Raw genomic sequence first — 18,063 nt, 5'->3', positions numbered from 1 at the left:
AGAGCCTGACTGAAAAAGGAGTGAGTGATTTCGGTTGGCTGTGATTCCTTCGGATTTGCGAAGATTCGAGGGAGGGTACGATGCCGTGGACCGAAATCACTCGTGTCGAGTATCAACGCAAAGGGCTGCGCTACACAAGCGATCTGACCGATGCGGAGTGGGCGCTGATATCCCGGAAGATGCCGGCGCGACAGCGACGAGGACGCCCGCGGGAAGTCGATTTGCGCGAGGTCGTGCAGGCGATCTTCTACATTTTGTCGACGGGCTGCCAATGGCGAGCCCTGCCGAGCGAGTTCCCGCCATACTCGACGGTCCAAGGCTATTTTTATGCCTGGCGCGACAGTGGCCGGTGGCACCGGATCGTCGGAGCCTTGGTCCGGCAAGCGCGGCGGAAACTCGGGCGCAAGCCGGGACCGACGGCTGCCGTCATCGATAGCCAGACGGCTCCGACGACGCAGGCCGGCGGGCCACGCGGCTTCGACCCCGGCAAGCGCCTTCATGGACGTAAGCGGCACATCGTCACTGACACCAATGGTCTGCTGCTGGCAGTCCACGTGCATCCCGCCAACGTTCAGGATGTCCACGGTGCTGTCCCTCTGCTGGAACATCTGAGAGAACACTTCCCCAGGCTTCAGCATGTCTTTGCTGACCGAGTCTATCGCGGCAAACAGCTGCTCGACGCACTGTCCCATTGCGGCCAATGGACCATCGATATTGTCCAGCGGCCACCCGGCGTCAAAGGCTTCCAGCTCTTACCCCGACGCTGGGTCGTCGAGCGTACCTTTGCCTGGTTCGGCAGGTGCCGTCGTCTCGCCAAGGACTTCGAGGGCTCCGCGGCAACCGAAGTCGCTTGGCTTCTCGTCGCCCATCTCAGGCTCCTGATCAGACGCCTCGCCAGGCCCCAACACGCTTTTTGAGTCAGACTCTGAGGAGCGCGTAGCGCGTCTCGAAGGATGAACTGCCCCGCCGGTGGCGTCGCCCTTCGAGACGCCTGCTGCGCAGGCTCCTCAGGGTGACGGTCGGGCGGTGTGTCTGCCGTTACTGCGTCTTCGCCACGCGCGGCGGCGCGGCTGTGGTGACGAATGAGGTGGCTTCCAGCATCGCCGGCCCGAGCGGGGTCGGGATCTTCATGCGGAACGGCACCAGGATGCGCGTGCCCGCGATCGGAACCAAGGCGATCTCGATGTTGCGCTGGGCGGCGAGGTATTTGATCACGGGGCGATCGGGGATGTAGCCCGCGATCGGCACGAAATAGATCGCGCAGACCAGCGCCGGACCGTGATAGCCGTGCTCGGCCTTCACCGTCTCGACCCGCTTGTAATCCAGCTTGAGATCGTAGCGCATGCGCCCGTCGAACACGCCGGCGGCGGTGCGGCAGCTATCCGGAGCCATCAGTTCGGTATTCCCCGGCACCCGCAGCATCGAGCCGGTCATCGGATCGAACACGCCCTTCTTGTGCGCCTCGGTGATCGGGATGCGGTCGGCATCGACCGGCGGCTGCGGCTCGATCGAGTAATCCTTGATGTTGCCGCCCGCGAGCACCATCCGGATCGTCTCTGACTTCTTCGAGGTGGTGGTGGTCGCGGTGTAGGAGGTCGCGACCAGCGTGCCGTTGACGATGCGACCCTGCGAGGCACCGCTGCCGGTGCCGCCGGCGAACGCCTTCAGGAGCCCCGCGGTGCCGCCCTGGGCCGAGGCCGAGAACGCGTCATCGCCGATTTCGATGGTCCAGGAGCCCTTGCCGACCGGAATACCCGCGAGCGTGGCCTCGTACTGGGCGTCGAGCCGCCCCTGGGCCTTCGCGCCGTCAGAGCCGACCAGCAGGAATGCGCCGGCCAAGAGGCCGAGCAGCCACCCGGACGGGGGCAAAATGGCAATCGGGGTAGTCACTTACCTGACGGTCCTGCTATCGGCGCTGGGTCTTTGTCATTTAGGCGATCAAATCGGCCGGACAACGCGCGCCTGTTCTATGGAACCCAGACTTGCAGCCGAATACGCCCTTTATATGATTGCCGCTTCAGCGGTTAAGTGGCTGGAACGGCTTATGAACCAGCAATTTCCCTGACCGCCATGCACCTATATAATCTTGACGCTCGGGCCATCTCACCCTATACACCCGCGGTTCCTGGAAAATGGACGCGAATTCAAAACCCCCGCGCGGGCCGTGTGATTGCACGTCCGGTCGAGAGGCGGGGATGGAAAAGGATTTTGTAAGATGTCCCGGCGCTGCGAACTGACGGCCAAGGGCCCCCAGGTGGGCCACAAGGTGAGCCACTCCAACATCAAGACCAAGCGGCGCTTCCTGCCGAACCTGGCCAACATCACCTTCATCTCCGAAGCGCTCGGCCGCAACGTGCGCCTGCGCGTCTCGACCAACGCGCTGAAGAGCGTCGACCACAATGGCGGCCTCGATGCCTACCTCCTGAAGGCCAAGGCCGACGTGCTCTCGCCCCGCGCCCGCGACCTGAAGCGCGCGATCGAGAAGAAGGTCGGCAAGCTCGCGCCGGTGAAGAAGGCGAGCTGAGCCGCGAGCGGCGAACAGCCGACAACGTGAAGAGAGTTTTGAACGGCCGGGTCGATGACCCGGCCGTTTTTGTTTGGACGCGAGCAGCCAGCGGGCCTCCATTGGACGAACTGCTAGTGAGTAAGAGAGCGCTCTGTTTGATACTCAGCTTCAGATTGCATTATGATTCCCAGGTGGGGGAGACGTGGGAAAGACCAAAGAAATTGTAGGTCCGCCTGAAAAGTTGTCGGCGCCGACGCCGTGGCCGAGCGCCAATGCACGCCTGCTTGGTTTGGGAGTCGGCCTTCCAGTGGACCCTCTCGATCGATTGGCTCAGTTTAGCTCCCCTGAATTCGAGCGATTCACTTTGGAATGGGCGTCCGAATATTTGGCGAAGGTGTCGGGAGTTTACGAGGTCCAGCAAAGAGGCGGCTCAGGCGACAAGGGACGCGACGTAATCGTCTGGTTCGATCCCACCTCAACTACGCCCCGTAGATGGTCACTCTACCAATGCAAACACTACGCTACCCGGCTAGGCGCAGGCATAGCCGTCGCCGAAGTTGGTAAAGTTCTCTACTACACGCACATCGGCGACTATACCGTCCCGCAAGAGTACTGGTTCGTCACACACCTCGGAGTAACATCCGACCTCCAGGATATGCTCGATGACCCAGAGAAGCTTCGTACATACGTACTGTCAGGTTGGAACGAGCGATGCGCTGAGAAGATCATCAAAGGGACTGTTCCTCTGAGTGCCGAGTTGAAGGTTCACATCACATCATTCGACTTCTCTATCTTTCGCGCAAAGCAACCGCATGAGTTGATACAGGAGCACGCGAAAACTCGATATCATCTCACAGTCTTCGGAGCTCCCCTAGTAGAGCGCCCTCCACCTCCGGCTCCTCCATCGTCCGTTGCAGCCGGAGAAACCGAGTACGTAAGGCAACTTTACGACGTGATCGGCGAAGCGCTCGGAAGACGGGTGTTGGGGACACCAGATTTTGCCGACAGCATCAAATTCGCTCGACTGTTCGATCGTTCGCGTATTACGTTTTATTGTGCAGAAGGCCTAAAGGAATTGGCCCGCGATCAAATGGCTGATGCCAGCTATTTTGATACGTTACTAAAGGAATTCGCAGACGGATTATTCCATAGCTACACGGCAGCCGAACTTACCGGTTTACAGCGCCTATCCGGCACCGTGCAAGCCGCGCAAGCCTTGCAATTGGGCAGCCACGCCTTAGCTCCTCACGTTCTGGCGAACGACAGAGAAGGCATGTGCCACCAAATGGCCAACGAGAAACTGGCGAACTGGTGTGCCCCATGAATGATACAGTGCAACCTCGTCAATCCCGTCCTTTTAATTCCCCGCTCGAATGCGGATTGCGGATGCTTTTCATTCTCTCCGCCGCATCCGGACGGTGCGCAGATCTTCAGCGACTGATTTCGTATGACTATCTTGTTGTTCACTCGGGCGACGTACTCGATGGACCACATAGCCTTCATCCGCCCGTGCCGTTCCGTGGCACAGAGCTATTGGTGAAACGTGACTTGTTGAGCGCGGGCCTTGATCAGATGTTTTCGCGCGAATTGATCTCAAAGACGTTTGATACTTCCGGAATTCTGTACCGCGAAACCGAGCTTACTGCACCGTTCATTGCGCTCTTAAATTCACCTTACGCCGACGCACTACGCGTTCGATCGAAGTGGCTGATCGACCGCTTTGGCAGGATGGACGACTATGAACTTTCGGCTTTCATGACCGAAAACATCGGCCGGTGGGGTGCTGAGTTCGAACGCTTAGCGGCCATCAAGTATCTTGAGCTTTGAAATGTTGCAGATCAGATCAATCGTGTTGCAGGGCGACGGCGTACAGGACGCCACAGTAGGGTTCGTGGACCGAGCCAACATTCTTGCAGGCGAGTCCGACACTGGTAAGAGCTATCTCGTTCATTGCCTGGACTACATCTTCGGCGCGGACGAAATGAGAAAGCGCATCGAAGAAGCGACGCCCTATTCTCGACTGCTCGTTGAATTTGAAAACTCCAAGTCTCAGTTCTTGACACTCGAACGTGGCCTCGGAGGCGGAAATCTTTTCGCTCACAACGGAAAAATTGGAGAGATTGTCAAAGCAGATGGCGGGGAGCGGATCGCTCCAAAGCGCACCGGCAAAAGCAAAGCAAAAGACGTTACTGCAACGCTCTTTGAGTTTGCTGGGATTAGAGAGGCAGAACTAAGAAAGAATGATCGTGGAGAGGTAAATCGGCTAACAATCCGCACACTGCTCCCGATGTTTCTAGTCGACGAAGTTTCCATCATCGACGAAGAATCTCCAGTCGTTGGGCGGATTGGCTTCGACGCAACTGCCCGGAAGCGCGCATTCGCGTACATGCTGTCTGGAAAGGACGACGCCGGCATCATCGCGACTGAGAAGAAAGACATTGCCGCGGCACGCCTGAATGCCAAACTCGACGTAATTTCCGAACTTCTAATACCAATCGAAGAGCGATTGCAGAAGCACACTATTCAAGATGCTGGCGAATCAATTGATAAAGTAGACGCAACTATCGCTACGCTTTCCCAACTTTTGTCGGACAACTCTGGTGAAAGGAGAGCGTTGGAAGACGAGCGACTGGAAGCGCTCGCGACAGTCCAACGAGCAGAATCTCAACTGCTGGCGATCGAAGAATTGCTCAAGCAGTATGGCCTCCTGAATGATCGATACCGAACAGACCTAGAGCGACTCGACTTCATTGCTGAGGGCGCCCACTTTTTTGAGAGTCTTCAACAGGTAAAGTGCCCGCTCTGCGATCAGTTGATGTCCCCTAATCACGCTCATACAGCCGCCGATGGAAGTGACGCGGTCTACCGATCTGCGCGAGCGGAAGCATCGAAGATTCGATCCCACACGAAGGACCTGGAAGGAGCGACCAAAGCACTTGCCGAACTGCGCTCGCAACGTGAAGCGGAACGCAATGATGCACGGGGGACGATCAAGCGCGTTGATACGCGCATACAAAGTATCCTCGCCCCCGCAATACAAGAAGGAAGCGTGCGCTTGGACCAATTGGTTGCACGCCGAGTACAACTAGAGACCGCTCGTAGCGATGAATTGCAAGCTTCCGACCTGAGAGGCTTGAGACAAAAAATCGAGAGCGCGAACAGCGGTCAAATTTCGGCAAAAAAGGGATGGGAACCGCTCCCAGCTACTTCTTTGAGAGATTTTTGCGCTCAAATCGAAGCCATTCTCAAAGAATGGAATTGGGATGGAGAAGGACGCGTCGAGTTCGATGAGGCAGAGTACGATATCAAAGTCGACGGCCAACCGCGTCAGTCTCACGGCAAGGGTGTTCGCGCCATCCTGCATTCTGCATTTGTGATCGGCTTGCTTCGGTATTGCCAGTCGAACGAAAAGCCTCATCCGGGCACGGTTATCTTGGATTCGCCGCTTACAAGCTACAAAAAGGGGGAATCGGGAGGATCGAGTGATGGACCAATATCTGCGGGCATAGAAGCCGCATTCTGGAAATCGCTTCGAAATACCAAGACAGGCGCACAAATCATAATCATTGAGAATAAAGAGCCCCCCTCTGACGTTGCTAAGGTTGTTCACTACGAGTGGTTTGCTGGGCAGAATGCTCGCGCGGGAGAACGAAAGGGATTTATCCCGGTGCAAGGCCAACGGTAGCGATGACCTAGGGGCCGACCCAGGATCAATAATCCCGGGGGGCGCCACCTGCGCCATGCCACATGCGATTAGGAAACACCAACACGACGGCGCAGACCACGACCCTGCGCAGGGTGTGTCACGGCGACTTCGATGGCGAAGGTACCGAAGTTCCGGCCCTCTTACGGGCTCGGGAGACGGCTTCTCCAGCCAAGCTACCGGAGAATCAGAATTTCTCTGGCTCGGCTATTCAGCGTGTGCACCTTCAGACGTGGCCCGCGAATTTGCTTCGGATCACGGCGAAACACCGCGCGCGTAAAAAGTCTGATTTCCCCAGCATTTTCAACGCGATTCACCCTGTCCAGTCTCCGCAGAGAAAATATTCCGCTTCCCGCACACCCCAACTCAGCATTACAAGAACCGCGTCCCGCCTCCTCTGAGAGGGGCGTATCGCGATCGTCACGGACGTTGGAAGCGGGATGCGGTGGACGCGACAGGCGCGCGCGACGAGCGCGCCGCATCGCGGACGGCGAAATCGTGCAGGCCTGACGCCCTAGTGGCAGGTGTCCTCGTGCAAGACGCGTTGCGTCATGCACGAGCGGTGACAAACAAGCCCAGTCTCGCCGGGGGGAGCACGTATAAGCCGTAAACCATCCGCGCGGGGAACGCCGGGATTGCCCGGCCGTACCTGTGGTCCTACCCCCCGTGCTTTCTACCATTGCACGGGGCCCATGGGTGCGTGCTGGCACCCGGCGTTCCCTGCGCCCTCTGCTTACCAAGCGAGGGTTCAAGCTGCCGCAAAGCTCGGACCGATCAGGCCGCGAGACTGCGCGCGCGCATCCCCTGCTGTCTGACATGTGAATCGACCGACACGCCGCGCCAGGACGCGCGGCTTTACGAACGCTGCGATGACGGGAGCGCGAATAGATTCTTTCCAAGGCGATCGCACGTGGAGCAAAACAATCCATCGAATCGATCGCGGAGAGATGGATTGCTTCGTCGCAGAGCCTGTCATCGGGCGCGCATTCGCGCGACCCGTTGGCTCCTCGCAATGACGAATCCGCGTCACACCGCTCGCTCGGTGCCGGGAACGATGAAAGAAGACTTAACGAAAACCGCCTTTAAACAAAGAAGATTTCAAAGATTAAGATTCGCATCACAAGCGCATGAGGCGCATGCAAAACGCCACGATCTCTTTCATATGTTTGTCGTCTAACCAGACGCTCAACGACGCTCGCGATTCGGCGCGGCGCCTCCGCTAACCAAGCGGGACCGTGAAGAGGATCACGGTCGGCACAACTCATCGTGAGGCGCTTGCGCCGCACCCTTGGGAAGAAGCCGGGCCCGACATAGATCGTAGCTCAAGAACACCCAAGCTAAAGGAATTGGTAAATGCAAGTTCGCGCATTCGATACGCGCGGAAGACTGGTGCCTGTGCTCGCGACCGCCGCCGTGGCGGTGGCAGCGACGGCCGCGCTGTTTCTCCTCGAGTTCAACCCGCCCCGCAATGTCAGGGTGGGCGACCCCGGCATGATCACCACCGCCGCCGCCAATCGCGCCGGCGCCATCGTGCTGCCGACCGATCCTGAGACGACCGGCAGCGTGGGCATCCGCTGACGGCGCCGCTCTTTCATCAGCGTCGTCCCGGCCTAGTGCGCTATTGCGCACGGGGGCCGGGACCCATTACCACTAAAGTTTGCCGTTACACGGAATGTTGCCCCAGTTCGCACCAAATAAGCGGCCGGGGTAATGGGTCCCGGCCTTCGCCGGGACGACAGAAAATTTGAGCGACTTGCACCACGCCGCATTTTCGCATCCCTGCCCTAACCTCTCACCGCAAGCCTGAGCCGAGCGAGCTCGCGTAAGCTGCCCCTTGCGAACAACAATAAACGCACAAGGGAGGCTCTCGAATGATGTGGAAGGCCATCACGGCAGCAGTCGTGCTTGCGCTCAGCACGCAAGTGCAGGCAGCCGAGAAGAAGTATGGCGCAGGCGCCAGCGACACCGAGATCAAGCTCGGCCAGACCTCGCCCTTCTCGGGCGCGGCGTCGGCCTACAGCGTGATCGCCAAGACGCAGGCCGCCTATTTCAGGATGATCAACGACCAGGGCGGCGTGAACGGGCGCAAGATCAACCTGATCACGCTCGACGACGGCTACTCGCCGCCGAAGACGGTGGAGCAGACGCGCAAGCTGGTGGAGCAGGAGGAGGTCGCCGCGATCCTCAATCCGCTGGGCACGCCGACCGGGCTCGCGGTGCGTAAATATCTCAACGACAAGAAGGTGCCGCAACTCTTCGTCGGCGCCGGCGCCACGCTGTGGGGCGACTATCAGCATTATCCATGGACGATCGGCTTCCAGCCGTCCTACCAGGCCGAGACCGCGGTCTATGCGAAATACGTGCTGGCCAACAAGCCGGACGCCAGAATCGCGCTGTTCTACCAGAACGACGACGCCGGCAAGGATTACGGCAACGGCTTCAAGAAGGGGCTCGGGCCGGAGAACACCGCCAAGATGGTGGTGGCGGAAGCGACCTATGAATCGACCGATCCGACGGTCGACAGCCAGATCGTGAAGCTGAAATCGTCGGGCGCCAACGTGCTGTTCATGCACGCGATCCCGAAGCAGGCGGCGCAGGCGATCAAGAAGATCGGCGAGATCGGCTGGAAGCCCGACCTGTTCTTCCTCGCGGCGACCTCGACCTCGGTGTCCTCGGTGCTGAAGCCCGCCGGCTTCGAATATTCCAAGGACATCATCTCGTCCTACTCGCTGAAGGATCCCAACGATCCGCAGTGGAAGGCGGACCCGGATGTCATCGCCTGGCAGGACTTCATGAAGAAGTACTTCCCCGAAGGCAATCTGCAGGACCAGCTGATCGTCTACGGCTATGTGGTGGCGGAGGCGACGGTGCAGGTGCTGAAGCAGTGTGGCGACGATCTCACCCATGAGAACATCATGAAGCAGGCCGCCAATCTCGACATCGCGCTGCCGATGTTCCTGCCCGGCATCAAGGTGAAGACCTCGCCGACCGACTATTTCCCGGTCGAAGCGATGCGGCTGCAGAAGTTCAACGGCGAGACCTGGAAGCTGTTCGGCGACACGATCGGGGAGGATTGAGGGGGCGACTGGAGGCTGGGCCAATCACGCCAAGATTCGTCGTCCCTGCGAAAGCAGGGACCCATAACCACGAATGTTCGTGCGGCGCGATGCTGGGGCCGCAGCCTGCTACTGCAACAGGCTGCGGTGGTTATGGGTCCCGGCTTCAAGGCCGGGACGACGAGGAGGTCAGACTCCGCGCTCCAGCAGCACCTTGAAATCCGCCCGCGCGCGCTGCGCTTCGGCGCGGGCGGCGTCGGAGGCATCGCCGAGGCCGAAATAGCCGTGGATCAGGCCTTCGCCGGAATGATACGCGACCTGCACGCCGGCCGCCTGCAACGCCTTGGCGTAGGCGTGGCCCTCGTCGCGCAGCGGATCGAACCAGGCCGTTGTGACCACGGCAGGCGCAAGGCCTGCGAGGCTCTTCGCGCGCAGCGGCGAGACGCGCCAGTCGGTGCCATCAGCCTTGTCGGCGAGATAATGCCCGCTGAACCACTCCATCACCGCGCGCGACAGGAAGTAGCCCTCCGCATTCTCGGCACGCGACGGAAACTTCGCGTTCTCTGCGGCGTCGGCGAAATTGCCGACCACGTCGGTGACCGGATAGACCAGCAATTGCCCGGCGAGCTTGATGCCGGCATCGCGGCAGGCGAGCGCCGTGGTGGCGGCGAGATTGCCGCCCGCGGAATCGCCGGCGACGCCGACGCGGGACGGATCGCCGCCGAATTCATCGAGCCGCGCGACCACGTCACGGGTCGCGGCGAACGCATCCTCGAACGCGCCGGGGAAGCGCGTCTCCGGCGGGCGGCGGTAATCGACCGAGATCACCACAGCGCCGGTCTCGATCACCAGGTTGCGCGCCTGGCGATCATGCGTCACCAGATCGCCGGCAACCCAGCCGCCGCCATGGAAGAAGATCACCGTCGGCGCCTTGCCGCTGCCGTTGCGATAGAGCCGCGCGGCGAGCTTGCCGGCTCCGCCCTGCACCTCGATGTCGCGCACGACCTCGACCGGCGGCGGCGGCACCGCGGCGCGGGCATCGGCCAGCGCCCGCAGCGAATCGCGCGCGCTCTGCGGCGTCATGGTCGCGGGATCGCGCAACGGCAGCAGCGGGATGATCTTCTCAATGACGGGATCGAGGGGCAGAGGCATGGATGTCCTTCAGTTGAGGTGCTTGCAGATCAGGTGCTTGGAGAGAGTACCGGCTTCGATCGCGGCGATCTGCAGTGCGATGAAGCGGCTATAGATGCGGGCTTGCGAGAACGCGCCGCCGGTGAACCAGAGGCCGGGCTGGCCCGTGCGCGTCCACATGTTGCGGAGCTCCTGCGTCGCGTCGTCAAAACCCCAGACGCGGCCGACGCGCCGCGCCACCTCCGCATCGAACAGCTTCGCCAGCAGGTGATCGAGGCCCTTGTAGCCGGTCGCGAGCACGAACAGCGCGGCGTTCAGGCTAGCGCCATCCTTCAGCGCGAGGCCATCGGCGGTGAAGCCAGCGATATCGGCGGCCTGGATCAGGCGGATCTTGCCGTCGGCGATCAGCTCGGAGCAGCCGACGTTGAAATAATAGCCGCCGCCGCGCGAGCGGAATTTCAGCGGCCAGCCGGTGCCGTCCTCGCCGAATTCGAGCCGGAAGCCGGCGCGCTCCAGCCGCGACAACAAGGGCGCATCGAGCGTCTTCACCTCGTCGGTGATCAGCTTGTGCGCGATCTTCATCACTGGCAGCGGCACGCCCGAATTGAGCACGTCGCGCACCTCGATCCGCGGGCCGTCGCCGAGATAGGTCCGGTCGTAGAGCTGCGCCGGCTCGACATTGACGACCATGGTCGGGCTGCGCTGCACCATGGTGACGTCAGCGCCCGCGGCGTGCAGCTCCTGGCAGATGTCGTGCGCGCTGGTGCCGGTGCCGAACACGACGACCGAGCGCCCCTGCCATTCGCGGCCCGCGGCGAACCGGCTGGAATGCAGCACCTGCCCATTGAAGGTTTCGATGCCTGATATCTCCGGGATGTTCGGCGTGCCGCTGACGCTGGTCGCGAGCACGATATGCTTCGGATGCAGCGTGCGCGGGCCGTCGATCCGCTGCAAGGTGACAGTCCAGCGTTGCATTGTGTCGTCGTACGTGGCGGCTTCGAACGAGGTCTCGGTCCAGAAGTCGAGCTCCATGATGTCGACGTAGCTTTCCAGCCAGTTCGCAATCTTGTCCTTCGGGATGTAGTCCGGAAAGGTCTGCGGGAACGGCAGATAGCGGAGGTGATTGACCGGCGTCTTGTTGTGCAGCTTCAGCCCGCGATAGCGCAGCCGCCAATTATCGCCGATGCGCCGCTGGCGATCGACGATCAGCGCGTCGAGGCCGATCCGCTTGCACTCGGTGGCGGCAGCGATGCCGGCATGGCCGCCGCCGACGACGAGCACGTCAGGCTCGCGATTGGCGTAGGCGCGCGAGGCCTGCCGCTGCTCCAGCCAGTCTGGCGCGGCGAAATCGCGGGCGTGGGAGCTATCGGCTGCGTGCGCGGCACGCGCGTCGCAGATGCGGTTGAAGTCGAGCATGGTGGAGAACGTCCACGCCACGGAATGTCCGCCCGCACCCGGCAGCAGACGGACCGCGCCGGTGCCCGGCCCGTTCGACGTGCCGAAGCTGAAGACGGCCTCGATCACCTCGCGTCCGGCCACCACGGCGCGTCGCGGTATCAGTGCACGGTCATCGATGCGAAATCCCGTGGCGCGGACATCTGACGCGCGCTGCGCAAGCTCTGCGACAACATTCTGCCGGCCGCTGAAGGTCGCAAACAGCCAGGAAATGCCGAAGATATTGCGCCAATGGCCATCTGGCGCAAACAATGCAGCGAGATCGTCGATCGAGCGCCCGGCAAGCGCGGCGTTGAGGGCGGCGATCCAATCGGCCGCCACGATGTCAGGCATTTCCTCTGCAGCCGGGTTGAGCTTGTCCAGCATGGTCGTGCTTTCTTGGGAGCAGTTGCCAGCCATCTGACAACATGCTCCCGAAAAGCACAACACTCATGCGACGTGTTGCTGCAGCTCCGTCTCAGCCTGCGGCGCTTGCTCGGCGGGCTCAGCTGGCGCGGCCGCAAGTTGCTCGGCAAGTTGCTCGGCAAGTTTCTTGGCGAGCGCGGTGGCGCCGACATAGTCAGTCTTGCCGGTGCCGAGCAGCGGCACGTTGTCGACGACACGGATGTCGGCGGGCACGGCGAGCTCGGACGCGCCGGTCGCCTTGGCTTGGCGCTGCATGGCGGCGCGATCGGCGTTCTTCTGCGTCGTGAGCAGCACGATGCGTTCGCCCTTGCGTGCGTCCGGGATCGACACCGCAACCGACGTCGCCTGCGGCCAGAGCGCGGCGGCCATCGATTCCACCGCCGACAGCGAGACCATTTCGCGGGCGATCTTCGCGAACGGCTTGGCGCGACCCTTGATGGCGATGAAGCCCTGCGCGTCGACCGTGACGATGTCGCCGGTGTCGTGCCAACCCTCGGCGAGCTGCTCCAGCACGCCGGGATTTTCCGCGCGGAGGTAGCCGAGCATCACATTCGGTCCCTTCACCGAGAGGCGTCCGCCCTCCTCGATGCCGGGGACCGGATCGAGGCGGTATTGCATCAGCGGCGAGATGCGGCCGACGGTGCCCTGGCGGTTCGCCATCGGCGTGTTCATCGCGAGCACCGGCGTGGTTTAGCACGACCGCGGGATCGTCGGCCTTGCGGGCGACGCGCGGCGGGGTGCCGGCGCGGAAACCCTGCAGCGCACTTTGGTGGTGGAGACGGTTGTCGGAGCGTATATAAGCATTTGATATAACTGTATTTTTGTAATTTCACTCAGATTGATGCGGCTCCATCGGCGGCGCCGATAACGAATTCGGCGACTTCAATGGCCTGACCTTCGAGCTGGACTGGGATGCCGCCCGGCCTGCAGACACGTGCGCGGCTGTCGCTAGGCGCGCCTGCGCGCAATCGTGCCGGCCACGATCTGCATGGCCACGCCGAGGACCCAACCAACCATGACCGCCGCGGTCCAGGCGAAATCGGGCTCGCCGCGCAGCACGATCACGCCGACCGAGAAGAATGCGACCAGCGTCGCAAGGAAGGTACCGACCGCGCTGAGGAATTCGGCCGCATCGATCCTGCGCGGCGAGCCGCCGTCCTTGGGGTGAAAGGCGAGCTGCGGTGTATCGATACCGAGATAGAAGCCGACCGCGCCACAGAGCATCATGATCAGCAGGAATGCCTGCGAGGTCAGCGCCGACACGCTCGAGCCGACATGGACAGCCACGAACAGGCCGCTCGCCGCCCCCGCCATGGCAAGACCGATACGTTCCAGGATATGAGCAAATTTGCGAACGCGGGCCCGCATGTCGCTGCCCTCACCGGTTGCAGCAGCGAAGCTAGGCCGTTTTGCCGCATCTTGAAAGGCACAACCGGCTCACATGAGCGCGACTTCGCCCGAACGGCGGCATCGTCGATCTGTGATCCAGCCGACAGACATGGTTGCAGATTCCAAGTCATACTTCCTTTGATAGAGGCGAACCAAAGCGATTCGATGCCACGGATCCTCAGGGGGACCGACGCGTCCAATTCATACTGACGGGATATTTCTGCAGAGCGGTTCGGAGGCATCACCATGATTTCAAGAATTCAGGCGTTCCCAACCACCGACGGCATCTTCGTGGTTTGGGAGGTCTCGGCAATGATCCCGGATTGTCTGGGCTTTGCACTCTATCGCCAGCAGAAAGGAAAGAGCGCTGTTGTCGTCGACACCTGGGTCGGATTCGAGGATCAGGCGCAGGGCCACAAGAACGGCGAGCATCGCCCGAGCACCGAATGGCCGGTGCAGAAGACGAACTGGACAGACTTCCTGGCGCCGACCGATGCGCCGGTCCGCTATGGCGTCGTCCCAGTGCGCAAGGACGGCGATAGCGATGTGAAGCCCGCCGCCAACGCTCCCTCGGTGTGGAGCGACTATGTCTCCGCCATGCCGTCGGGCCCGCTGAAGCCGTGGTTCAATCGCGGCACGATCTCCGCGCAATGGCTGTCGCGTGCGATCGGCAACGCGCCCAAAACCGCCCAGACGCTGGACAAGGCGATCGCCACCAAGGACAACAAGATACGCGACTTCCTCAAGGGGCAGCTCGGCGCCCGCCTGCTCGCACTGCTGGCCGATGCCAAGACCAGCAAGCACGACGTCTATATCGCGCTTTACGAGCTCAACGATCCCGAGTTGATCGCCGCCCTCACCGCGCTGAAGGGAAAGGCGCATGTCGTGCTCGGCAACAGCACCGGCAAGTCCGACGCCACGGCGAAAGAGACCGAGAAGAACGCCGGCGTACTGAAGAAGGCCGGCGTCGACATCGTTCGTCGCAAGATCGCGCCGAGCCGTTACGCCCACAACAAGTTCGCGGTGTTTTGCGACAGCGCGCAGACACCGAAAGTGGTCTGGACTGGCAGCACCAACTGGACGCGCACCGGGCTGTGCACGCAGAACAACAACGGGCTCGAGATCACCGACGACGACATCGCCGCCGCCTATCACGGCCATTGGAAGATGATTTACGACGACGGCAGCAAGTCGCCGAAGGCGTTGGCGCAGGCCGGCGATCGCGAATGGCCGTTCACCATCGGCAAGTTGAACATCAGCGTCTGGTTCACGCCGACCACCAAGCGCGGCGATCTGATGGAAGCCACACAAATGATCGAGGACGCCGAGCATGGCGCGGTGTGCCTGATGCTCAATCCGGGCAACAAGGGCCTGCTCGGCCCGATCCTGCAGAAGGCGCAGGACAAGAATCTCTATGTGCGCGGCGTGCTGAACAACTTCCCGGCCCAGGGCAAGGACAGCCCGAAAGATCAACTGCAGCTGCTCACCAGTGACGGTCAGCAACAGGTCTTCAAGGGCAAGCAGATCGCCGACGTGATCCGGCCGGCCGGGATCGACAAGACCGCGGACTGGTGGCAACGCGAGATCAAGAACACCGGAAAGTTCATGATCGCCGTGCACAGCAAGGTGATCGTGCTGGACCCTGCCGGCAAGAACCCCGTCGTCATGACCGGCTCGCATAATTTCAGCGACCGCGCCAGCGTCAAGAACGACGACAACCTCGTCATCGTCAGAGGCGATTCCGGGCTGGCGCTGACCTATGCCGCACGCATCGTCAGCATCTACGGCCAATACCGCTGGCAAGCCTGGCGCAACACGCCGCAAGGCCAGAAGGACAAGGGGCTGAAGCGCGACGACGCCTGGCTGAGCAAGCGCATCGGTCAGGGATGGGCGGAAACCGAGACGCGCTTCTGGCTCGGTACGCCGTAACCGCGCGACGGTCGGCTCATGAAGCGAAACAGGGAAGGCGCGCACGAAAAATGAAGGATCGTCCCGAATTGAAATGAACCTCGGGCCCGGCACGCTCGCCCCATTTGTTCAGGTCTTTTCAAAGAGTACCTTACTTTTCAAAGAGTGCCTTTCAATGGCTAGTCCCAAGATCATCACTCTGTCTGACGGTACCGGCAACGCCGCGTCCAGCGTCTGGCGCACCAATGTCTGGCGAATCTTTCAGGCCCTCGACCTGCAGGGCAACAGCCAGGCCGCCAAGTATGATGACGGCGTCGGCACATCGTCTTTCGTCCCCCTTGCCATTCTGGGTGGCGCCTTCGGTTATGGGCTCAAGCGCAACATCCTGGACGCCTACAAGTTCATCTGCCGGAATTACGACCACGAGAACCATTCGAAGATTTTTTTGTTCGGGTTCAGCCGCGGCGCGTTCACCGTGCGCACGCTGGCCGCGCTGATTCTCGATCAGGGCCTGATCATCGCGGACACGGAATCCGAACTGCACGACGGCGCGGTGAAAGCATACCGCGCCTATCGAGCGGAGGGCTACCATTCCATATGGCGCATCGAGGTGCTGTTCCGCGCCATTCGCGACTACGTCCTCGTACCCGCGCTGGATCGCCTTCGGGGCAACAAGCCGTACGCAAGGATTGCTCGAAAGCCGGTGCCCGCGATCGAATTCATCGGCATCTGGGACACCGTTGCGGCGTATGGCCTGCCCATCGACGAGATGACGCGCGGCATCAGCAACTGGGTATGGCCGCTCGAACTGCCGAATCGCATTCTGAGCCCACGCGTCAATTGCGCGCGGCACGCGCTCGCCCTCGACGACGAGCGCACGACCTTCCATCCCGTCCTCTGGACCGAGCAGGAGCCGGGACAACCGCCACCGGCCGTGCCGACAACCATCGATGGCGAGCGGCTTGTCCAGGTATGGTTCGTCGGCATGCATGCCAATGTCGGCGGCGGCTATCCCGACGATGCCGTCGCGTTCGTGCCCTTGGCGTGGCTGGTCGACGAAGCTGTCAAGCGCGGCCTCATCTTCAAGAGCTCACCCGTTGCCGATCCCGATGCGATTAAATCGATAAGGTCATCCGAGGACAAGGACGGCCGCCTGTACGATTCACGCGCAGGGCTGGGCTCCTATTACCGCTACGGTCCACGCAAGGTCGCCGAGCTCTGCAACGACCGCTATGCCGGCGTCAGCGTGCCGATGCCGAAGATCCACGAAAGCGTGTTCGAGCGGATCGACAGCGGCTGCAATGCTTACGCCCCGATCGGACTTCCGCCCGACTACGTCATCGTCTCCCGAAGCGGTAAGATCACTCCGCTCGGTCCCACGACATTCGAGACTCCGGCCGGCGCGCCGGCGCGTCATGCGGCGCAGGAGAAGCTCTGGAACTACGTCTGGATGCGCCGGATCGCCTACTTCGCCACGCTGGCGGCGTCACTGCATCTGGCCGCGTTCTGGCTGTTCCACAATCAACGCCCGGAGCACGAATTCAGCTCTCACTTCAGGATGATTTCGGAGCTGGTGCGCGCCATCGAATCGTTCTTGCCCAATTCGTTTCATTGGTGGACCGATTGGTACGCAGGCAACCCGGAGTGGTTCGCCGGCGGGATCATTGCCGTCGTGGTGTTGATGGCGGTCGGCAATTCGCTCAGCGCAACGATCAGCGACAAGATGCGAATCATCTGGCGCGACCGCACGAAGCCGGCCCAACTCTCCGGGATCGTGCACGAAGCGATCTACAGATTCCGTACCAGCGCGATCTATCAATGGGTCCTCAACGTCGGAAAACGGCACGTCGTGCCGTTCCTGCTGACGGCCGCGATGGTCTGGTTCGGCGCGACCTTGCTGAGCCATTTCCTGTTCAACGCGGCGGACTCGATGGGCGCGTTCTGCAAGGGGACGCCCGGGACACTTGTCGCGGTTGACAAGGGCATTCCGCAGGCTGCCGCCGACTTCGATACGGCCGCGATCTGTGCGCCGACCGGGCTCACGGTCCGCACCGGCTTCAAGTACGAAATCGCGATCACCATGAGCGAGCCCTGGGAAGATAATGGACGAGGGGTGACGCCGGTCGGATACCGGACCTCCACGATCGAGCGCTCAAAACGTTGGCGCGGATATTCGACGATCTTCCTGCGACGCATCCTGTTCCGACCATGGTTCAGGCTGATCGCGCGCGTCGGAGAAACCGGAGTGGATGAATACTTCCTCGATCCGGCGCCAGTGCCGAGCACCGACCCGCAAGTCTACAAGGCGAGGTTCACGGCGGACCGCAGTGGCGAGGTCTTCCTTTATGTCAATGAGGCCGTCATCGGATCGCCGTGGATCTACAATTGGTTCTATGGCGATCACACGGGCAAGGCGAAGGTGACGGTGAAGTTGCTATGAACGACCTGCATCGCGCTGGCGTCGCTGATCAATATCGAGCGCGGGGCAGCATTGCCGCTGCCCCGCGCGC

The 18,063-nt window shown here is 61.4% G+C and carries 13 protein-coding genes and 1 pseudogene; 9 read left to right on the top strand and 5 right to left on the bottom strand.

Features of this window, described 5'->3' with window-relative positions; translation table 11 throughout:
• The first annotated feature begins 80 nt into the window (after nt 1–80).
• Entirely contained in the window at nt 81–917 is an 837-nt protein-coding gene (locus tag AS156_RS23240; RefSeq protein WP_066499812.1) for an IS5 family transposase, read from the top strand.
• A 121-nt stretch (nt 918–1,038) separates the two neighbouring features.
• Here the strand turns inward: AS156_RS23240 and AS156_RS23235 are convergent, their stop codons facing one another.
• Entirely contained in the window at nt 1,039–1,839 is an 801-nt protein-coding gene (locus tag AS156_RS23235; protein ID WP_245313018.1) for a DUF3108 domain-containing protein, read from the bottom strand.
• Between the two features lie 376 nt (nt 1,840–2,215).
• Here AS156_RS23235 and rpmB point away from each other — a divergent pair, with 376 nt between their 5' ends.
• The 6 genes from rpmB to AS156_RS23205 all read left to right on the top strand — a co-directional run bounded on the left by rpmB (nt 2,216) and on the right by AS156_RS23205 (nt 9,286).
• On the top strand, nt 2,216–2,524 hold the full coding sequence (rpmB, locus tag AS156_RS23230) for a 50S ribosomal protein L28 (RefSeq protein ID WP_066509071.1): 309 nt from the start codon (nt 2,216–2,218) through the stop codon (nt 2,522–2,524).
• A gap of 184 nt (nt 2,525–2,708) precedes the next feature.
• Nucleotides 2,709–3,830, top strand: a complete 1,122-nt coding sequence (locus AS156_RS23225; protein ID WP_066509069.1) for an ABC-three component system protein — start codon at nt 2,709–2,711, stop codon at nt 3,828–3,830.
• A complete protein-coding gene (locus tag AS156_RS23220) occupies nt 3,827–4,333 on the top strand; it encodes an ABC-three component system middle component 2 (protein ID WP_066509067.1) in 507 nt (168 codons plus the stop codon). Before AS156_RS23225 ends, AS156_RS23220 begins: the two co-directional genes overlap by 4 nt.
• A 1-nt stretch (nt 4,334) precedes the next feature.
• Entirely contained in the window at nt 4,335–6,191 is a 1,857-nt protein-coding gene (locus AS156_RS23215; protein WP_066509065.1) for a hypothetical protein, read from the top strand.
• Between the two features lie 1,371 nt (nt 6,192–7,562).
• Complete coding sequence (locus AS156_RS23210; protein ID WP_066509063.1) at nt 7,563–7,787, top strand: hypothetical protein; 225 nt, start codon at nt 7,563–7,565, stop codon at nt 7,785–7,787.
• Between the two features lie 293 nt (nt 7,788–8,080).
• Nucleotides 8,081–9,286 (top strand): ABC transporter substrate-binding protein, encoded by a 1,206-nt coding sequence (locus AS156_RS23205; RefSeq protein WP_066509060.1) that lies wholly within the window; start codon nt 8,081–8,083, stop codon nt 9,284–9,286.
• A gap of 168 nt (nt 9,287–9,454) precedes the next feature.
• Here AS156_RS23205 and AS156_RS23200 read toward each other — a convergent pair whose 3' ends face one another.
• From AS156_RS23200 to AS156_RS23185, 4 genes and pseudogenes are all read right to left on the bottom strand, one after another.
• Complete coding sequence (locus AS156_RS23200; RefSeq protein ID WP_066509058.1) at nt 9,455–10,417, bottom strand: alpha/beta hydrolase; 963 nt, start codon at nt 10,415–10,417, stop codon at nt 9,455–9,457.
• Nucleotides 10,418–10,426: 9 nt separating this feature from the next.
• Nucleotides 10,427–12,217: a flavin-containing monooxygenase gene (locus AS156_RS23195; protein ID WP_082747684.1), complete on the bottom strand. Its 1,791-nt coding sequence runs from the start codon at nt 12,215–12,217 to the stop codon at nt 10,427–10,429.
• Nucleotides 12,218–12,280: 63 nt separating this feature from the next.
• A pseudogene (locus AS156_RS23190) lies at nt 12,281–12,946 on the bottom strand (acyl-[ACP]--phospholipid O-acyltransferase); the annotation flags it as partial.
• A gap of 258 nt (nt 12,947–13,204) precedes the next feature.
• Nucleotides 13,205–13,624, bottom strand: a complete 420-nt coding sequence (locus AS156_RS23185; RefSeq protein ID WP_066509053.1) for a hypothetical protein — start codon at nt 13,622–13,624, stop codon at nt 13,205–13,207.
• A 267-nt stretch (nt 13,625–13,891) separates the two neighbouring features.
• Between AS156_RS23185 and AS156_RS23180 the strand changes: the two genes are divergently transcribed.
• Both AS156_RS23180 and AS156_RS23175 read left to right on the top strand, forming a co-directional pair.
• Complete coding sequence (locus tag AS156_RS23180) at nt 13,892–15,574, top strand: phospholipase D-like domain-containing protein (protein ID WP_066509052.1); 1,683 nt, start codon at nt 13,892–13,894, stop codon at nt 15,572–15,574.
• Nucleotides 15,575–15,728: 154 nt separating this feature from the next.
• A complete protein-coding gene (locus AS156_RS23175; protein WP_066509047.1) occupies nt 15,729–17,993 on the top strand; it encodes a T6SS phospholipase effector Tle1-like catalytic domain-containing protein in 2,265 nt (754 codons plus the stop codon).
• The last annotated feature ends 70 nt before the right edge of the window (nt 17,994–18,063 follow it).

It is taken from the genome of Bradyrhizobium macuxiense (genome assembly GCF_001542415.1).
Classification (GTDB): domain Bacteria; phylum Pseudomonadota; class Alphaproteobacteria; order Rhizobiales; family Xanthobacteraceae; genus Bradyrhizobium; species Bradyrhizobium macuxiense.
The sequence above is the reverse complement of the archived record's forward strand: the minus strand, read 5'-3'. Positions and strand labels throughout refer to the sequence as shown.

Coding starts and splice junctions, on each gene's coding strand:
- AS156_RS23200 (WP_066509058.1), bottom strand. CDS start 10,417: ATGCCTCTGCCCCTCGATCCCGTCATTGAGAAGATCATCCCGCTGCTG.
- AS156_RS23215 (WP_066509065.1), top strand. CDS start 4,335: ATGTTGCAGATCAGATCAATCGTGTTGCAGGGCGACGGCGTACAGGAC.
- AS156_RS23195 (WP_082747684.1), bottom strand. CDS start 12,217: ATGCTGGACAAGCTCAACCCGGCTGCAGAGGAAATGCCTGACATCGTG.
- AS156_RS23220 (WP_066509067.1), top strand. CDS start 3,827: ATGAATGATACAGTGCAACCTCGTCAATCCCGTCCTTTTAATTCCCCG.
- AS156_RS23210 (WP_066509063.1), top strand. CDS start 7,563: ATGCAAGTTCGCGCATTCGATACGCGCGGAAGACTGGTGCCTGTGCTC.
- AS156_RS23175 (WP_066509047.1), top strand. CDS start 15,729: ATGGCTAGTCCCAAGATCATCACTCTGTCTGACGGTACCGGCAACGCC.
- rpmB (WP_066509071.1), top strand. CDS start 2,216: ATGTCCCGGCGCTGCGAACTGACGGCCAAGGGCCCCCAGGTGGGCCAC.
- AS156_RS23180 (WP_066509052.1), top strand. CDS start 13,892: ATGATTTCAAGAATTCAGGCGTTCCCAACCACCGACGGCATCTTCGTG.
- AS156_RS23185 (WP_066509053.1), bottom strand. CDS start 13,624: ATGCGGGCCCGCGTTCGCAAATTTGCTCATATCCTGGAACGTATCGGT.
- AS156_RS23240 (WP_066499812.1), top strand. CDS start 81: ATGCCGTGGACCGAAATCACTCGTGTCGAGTATCAACGCAAAGGGCTG.
- AS156_RS23205 (WP_066509060.1), top strand. CDS start 8,081: ATGATGTGGAAGGCCATCACGGCAGCAGTCGTGCTTGCGCTCAGCACG.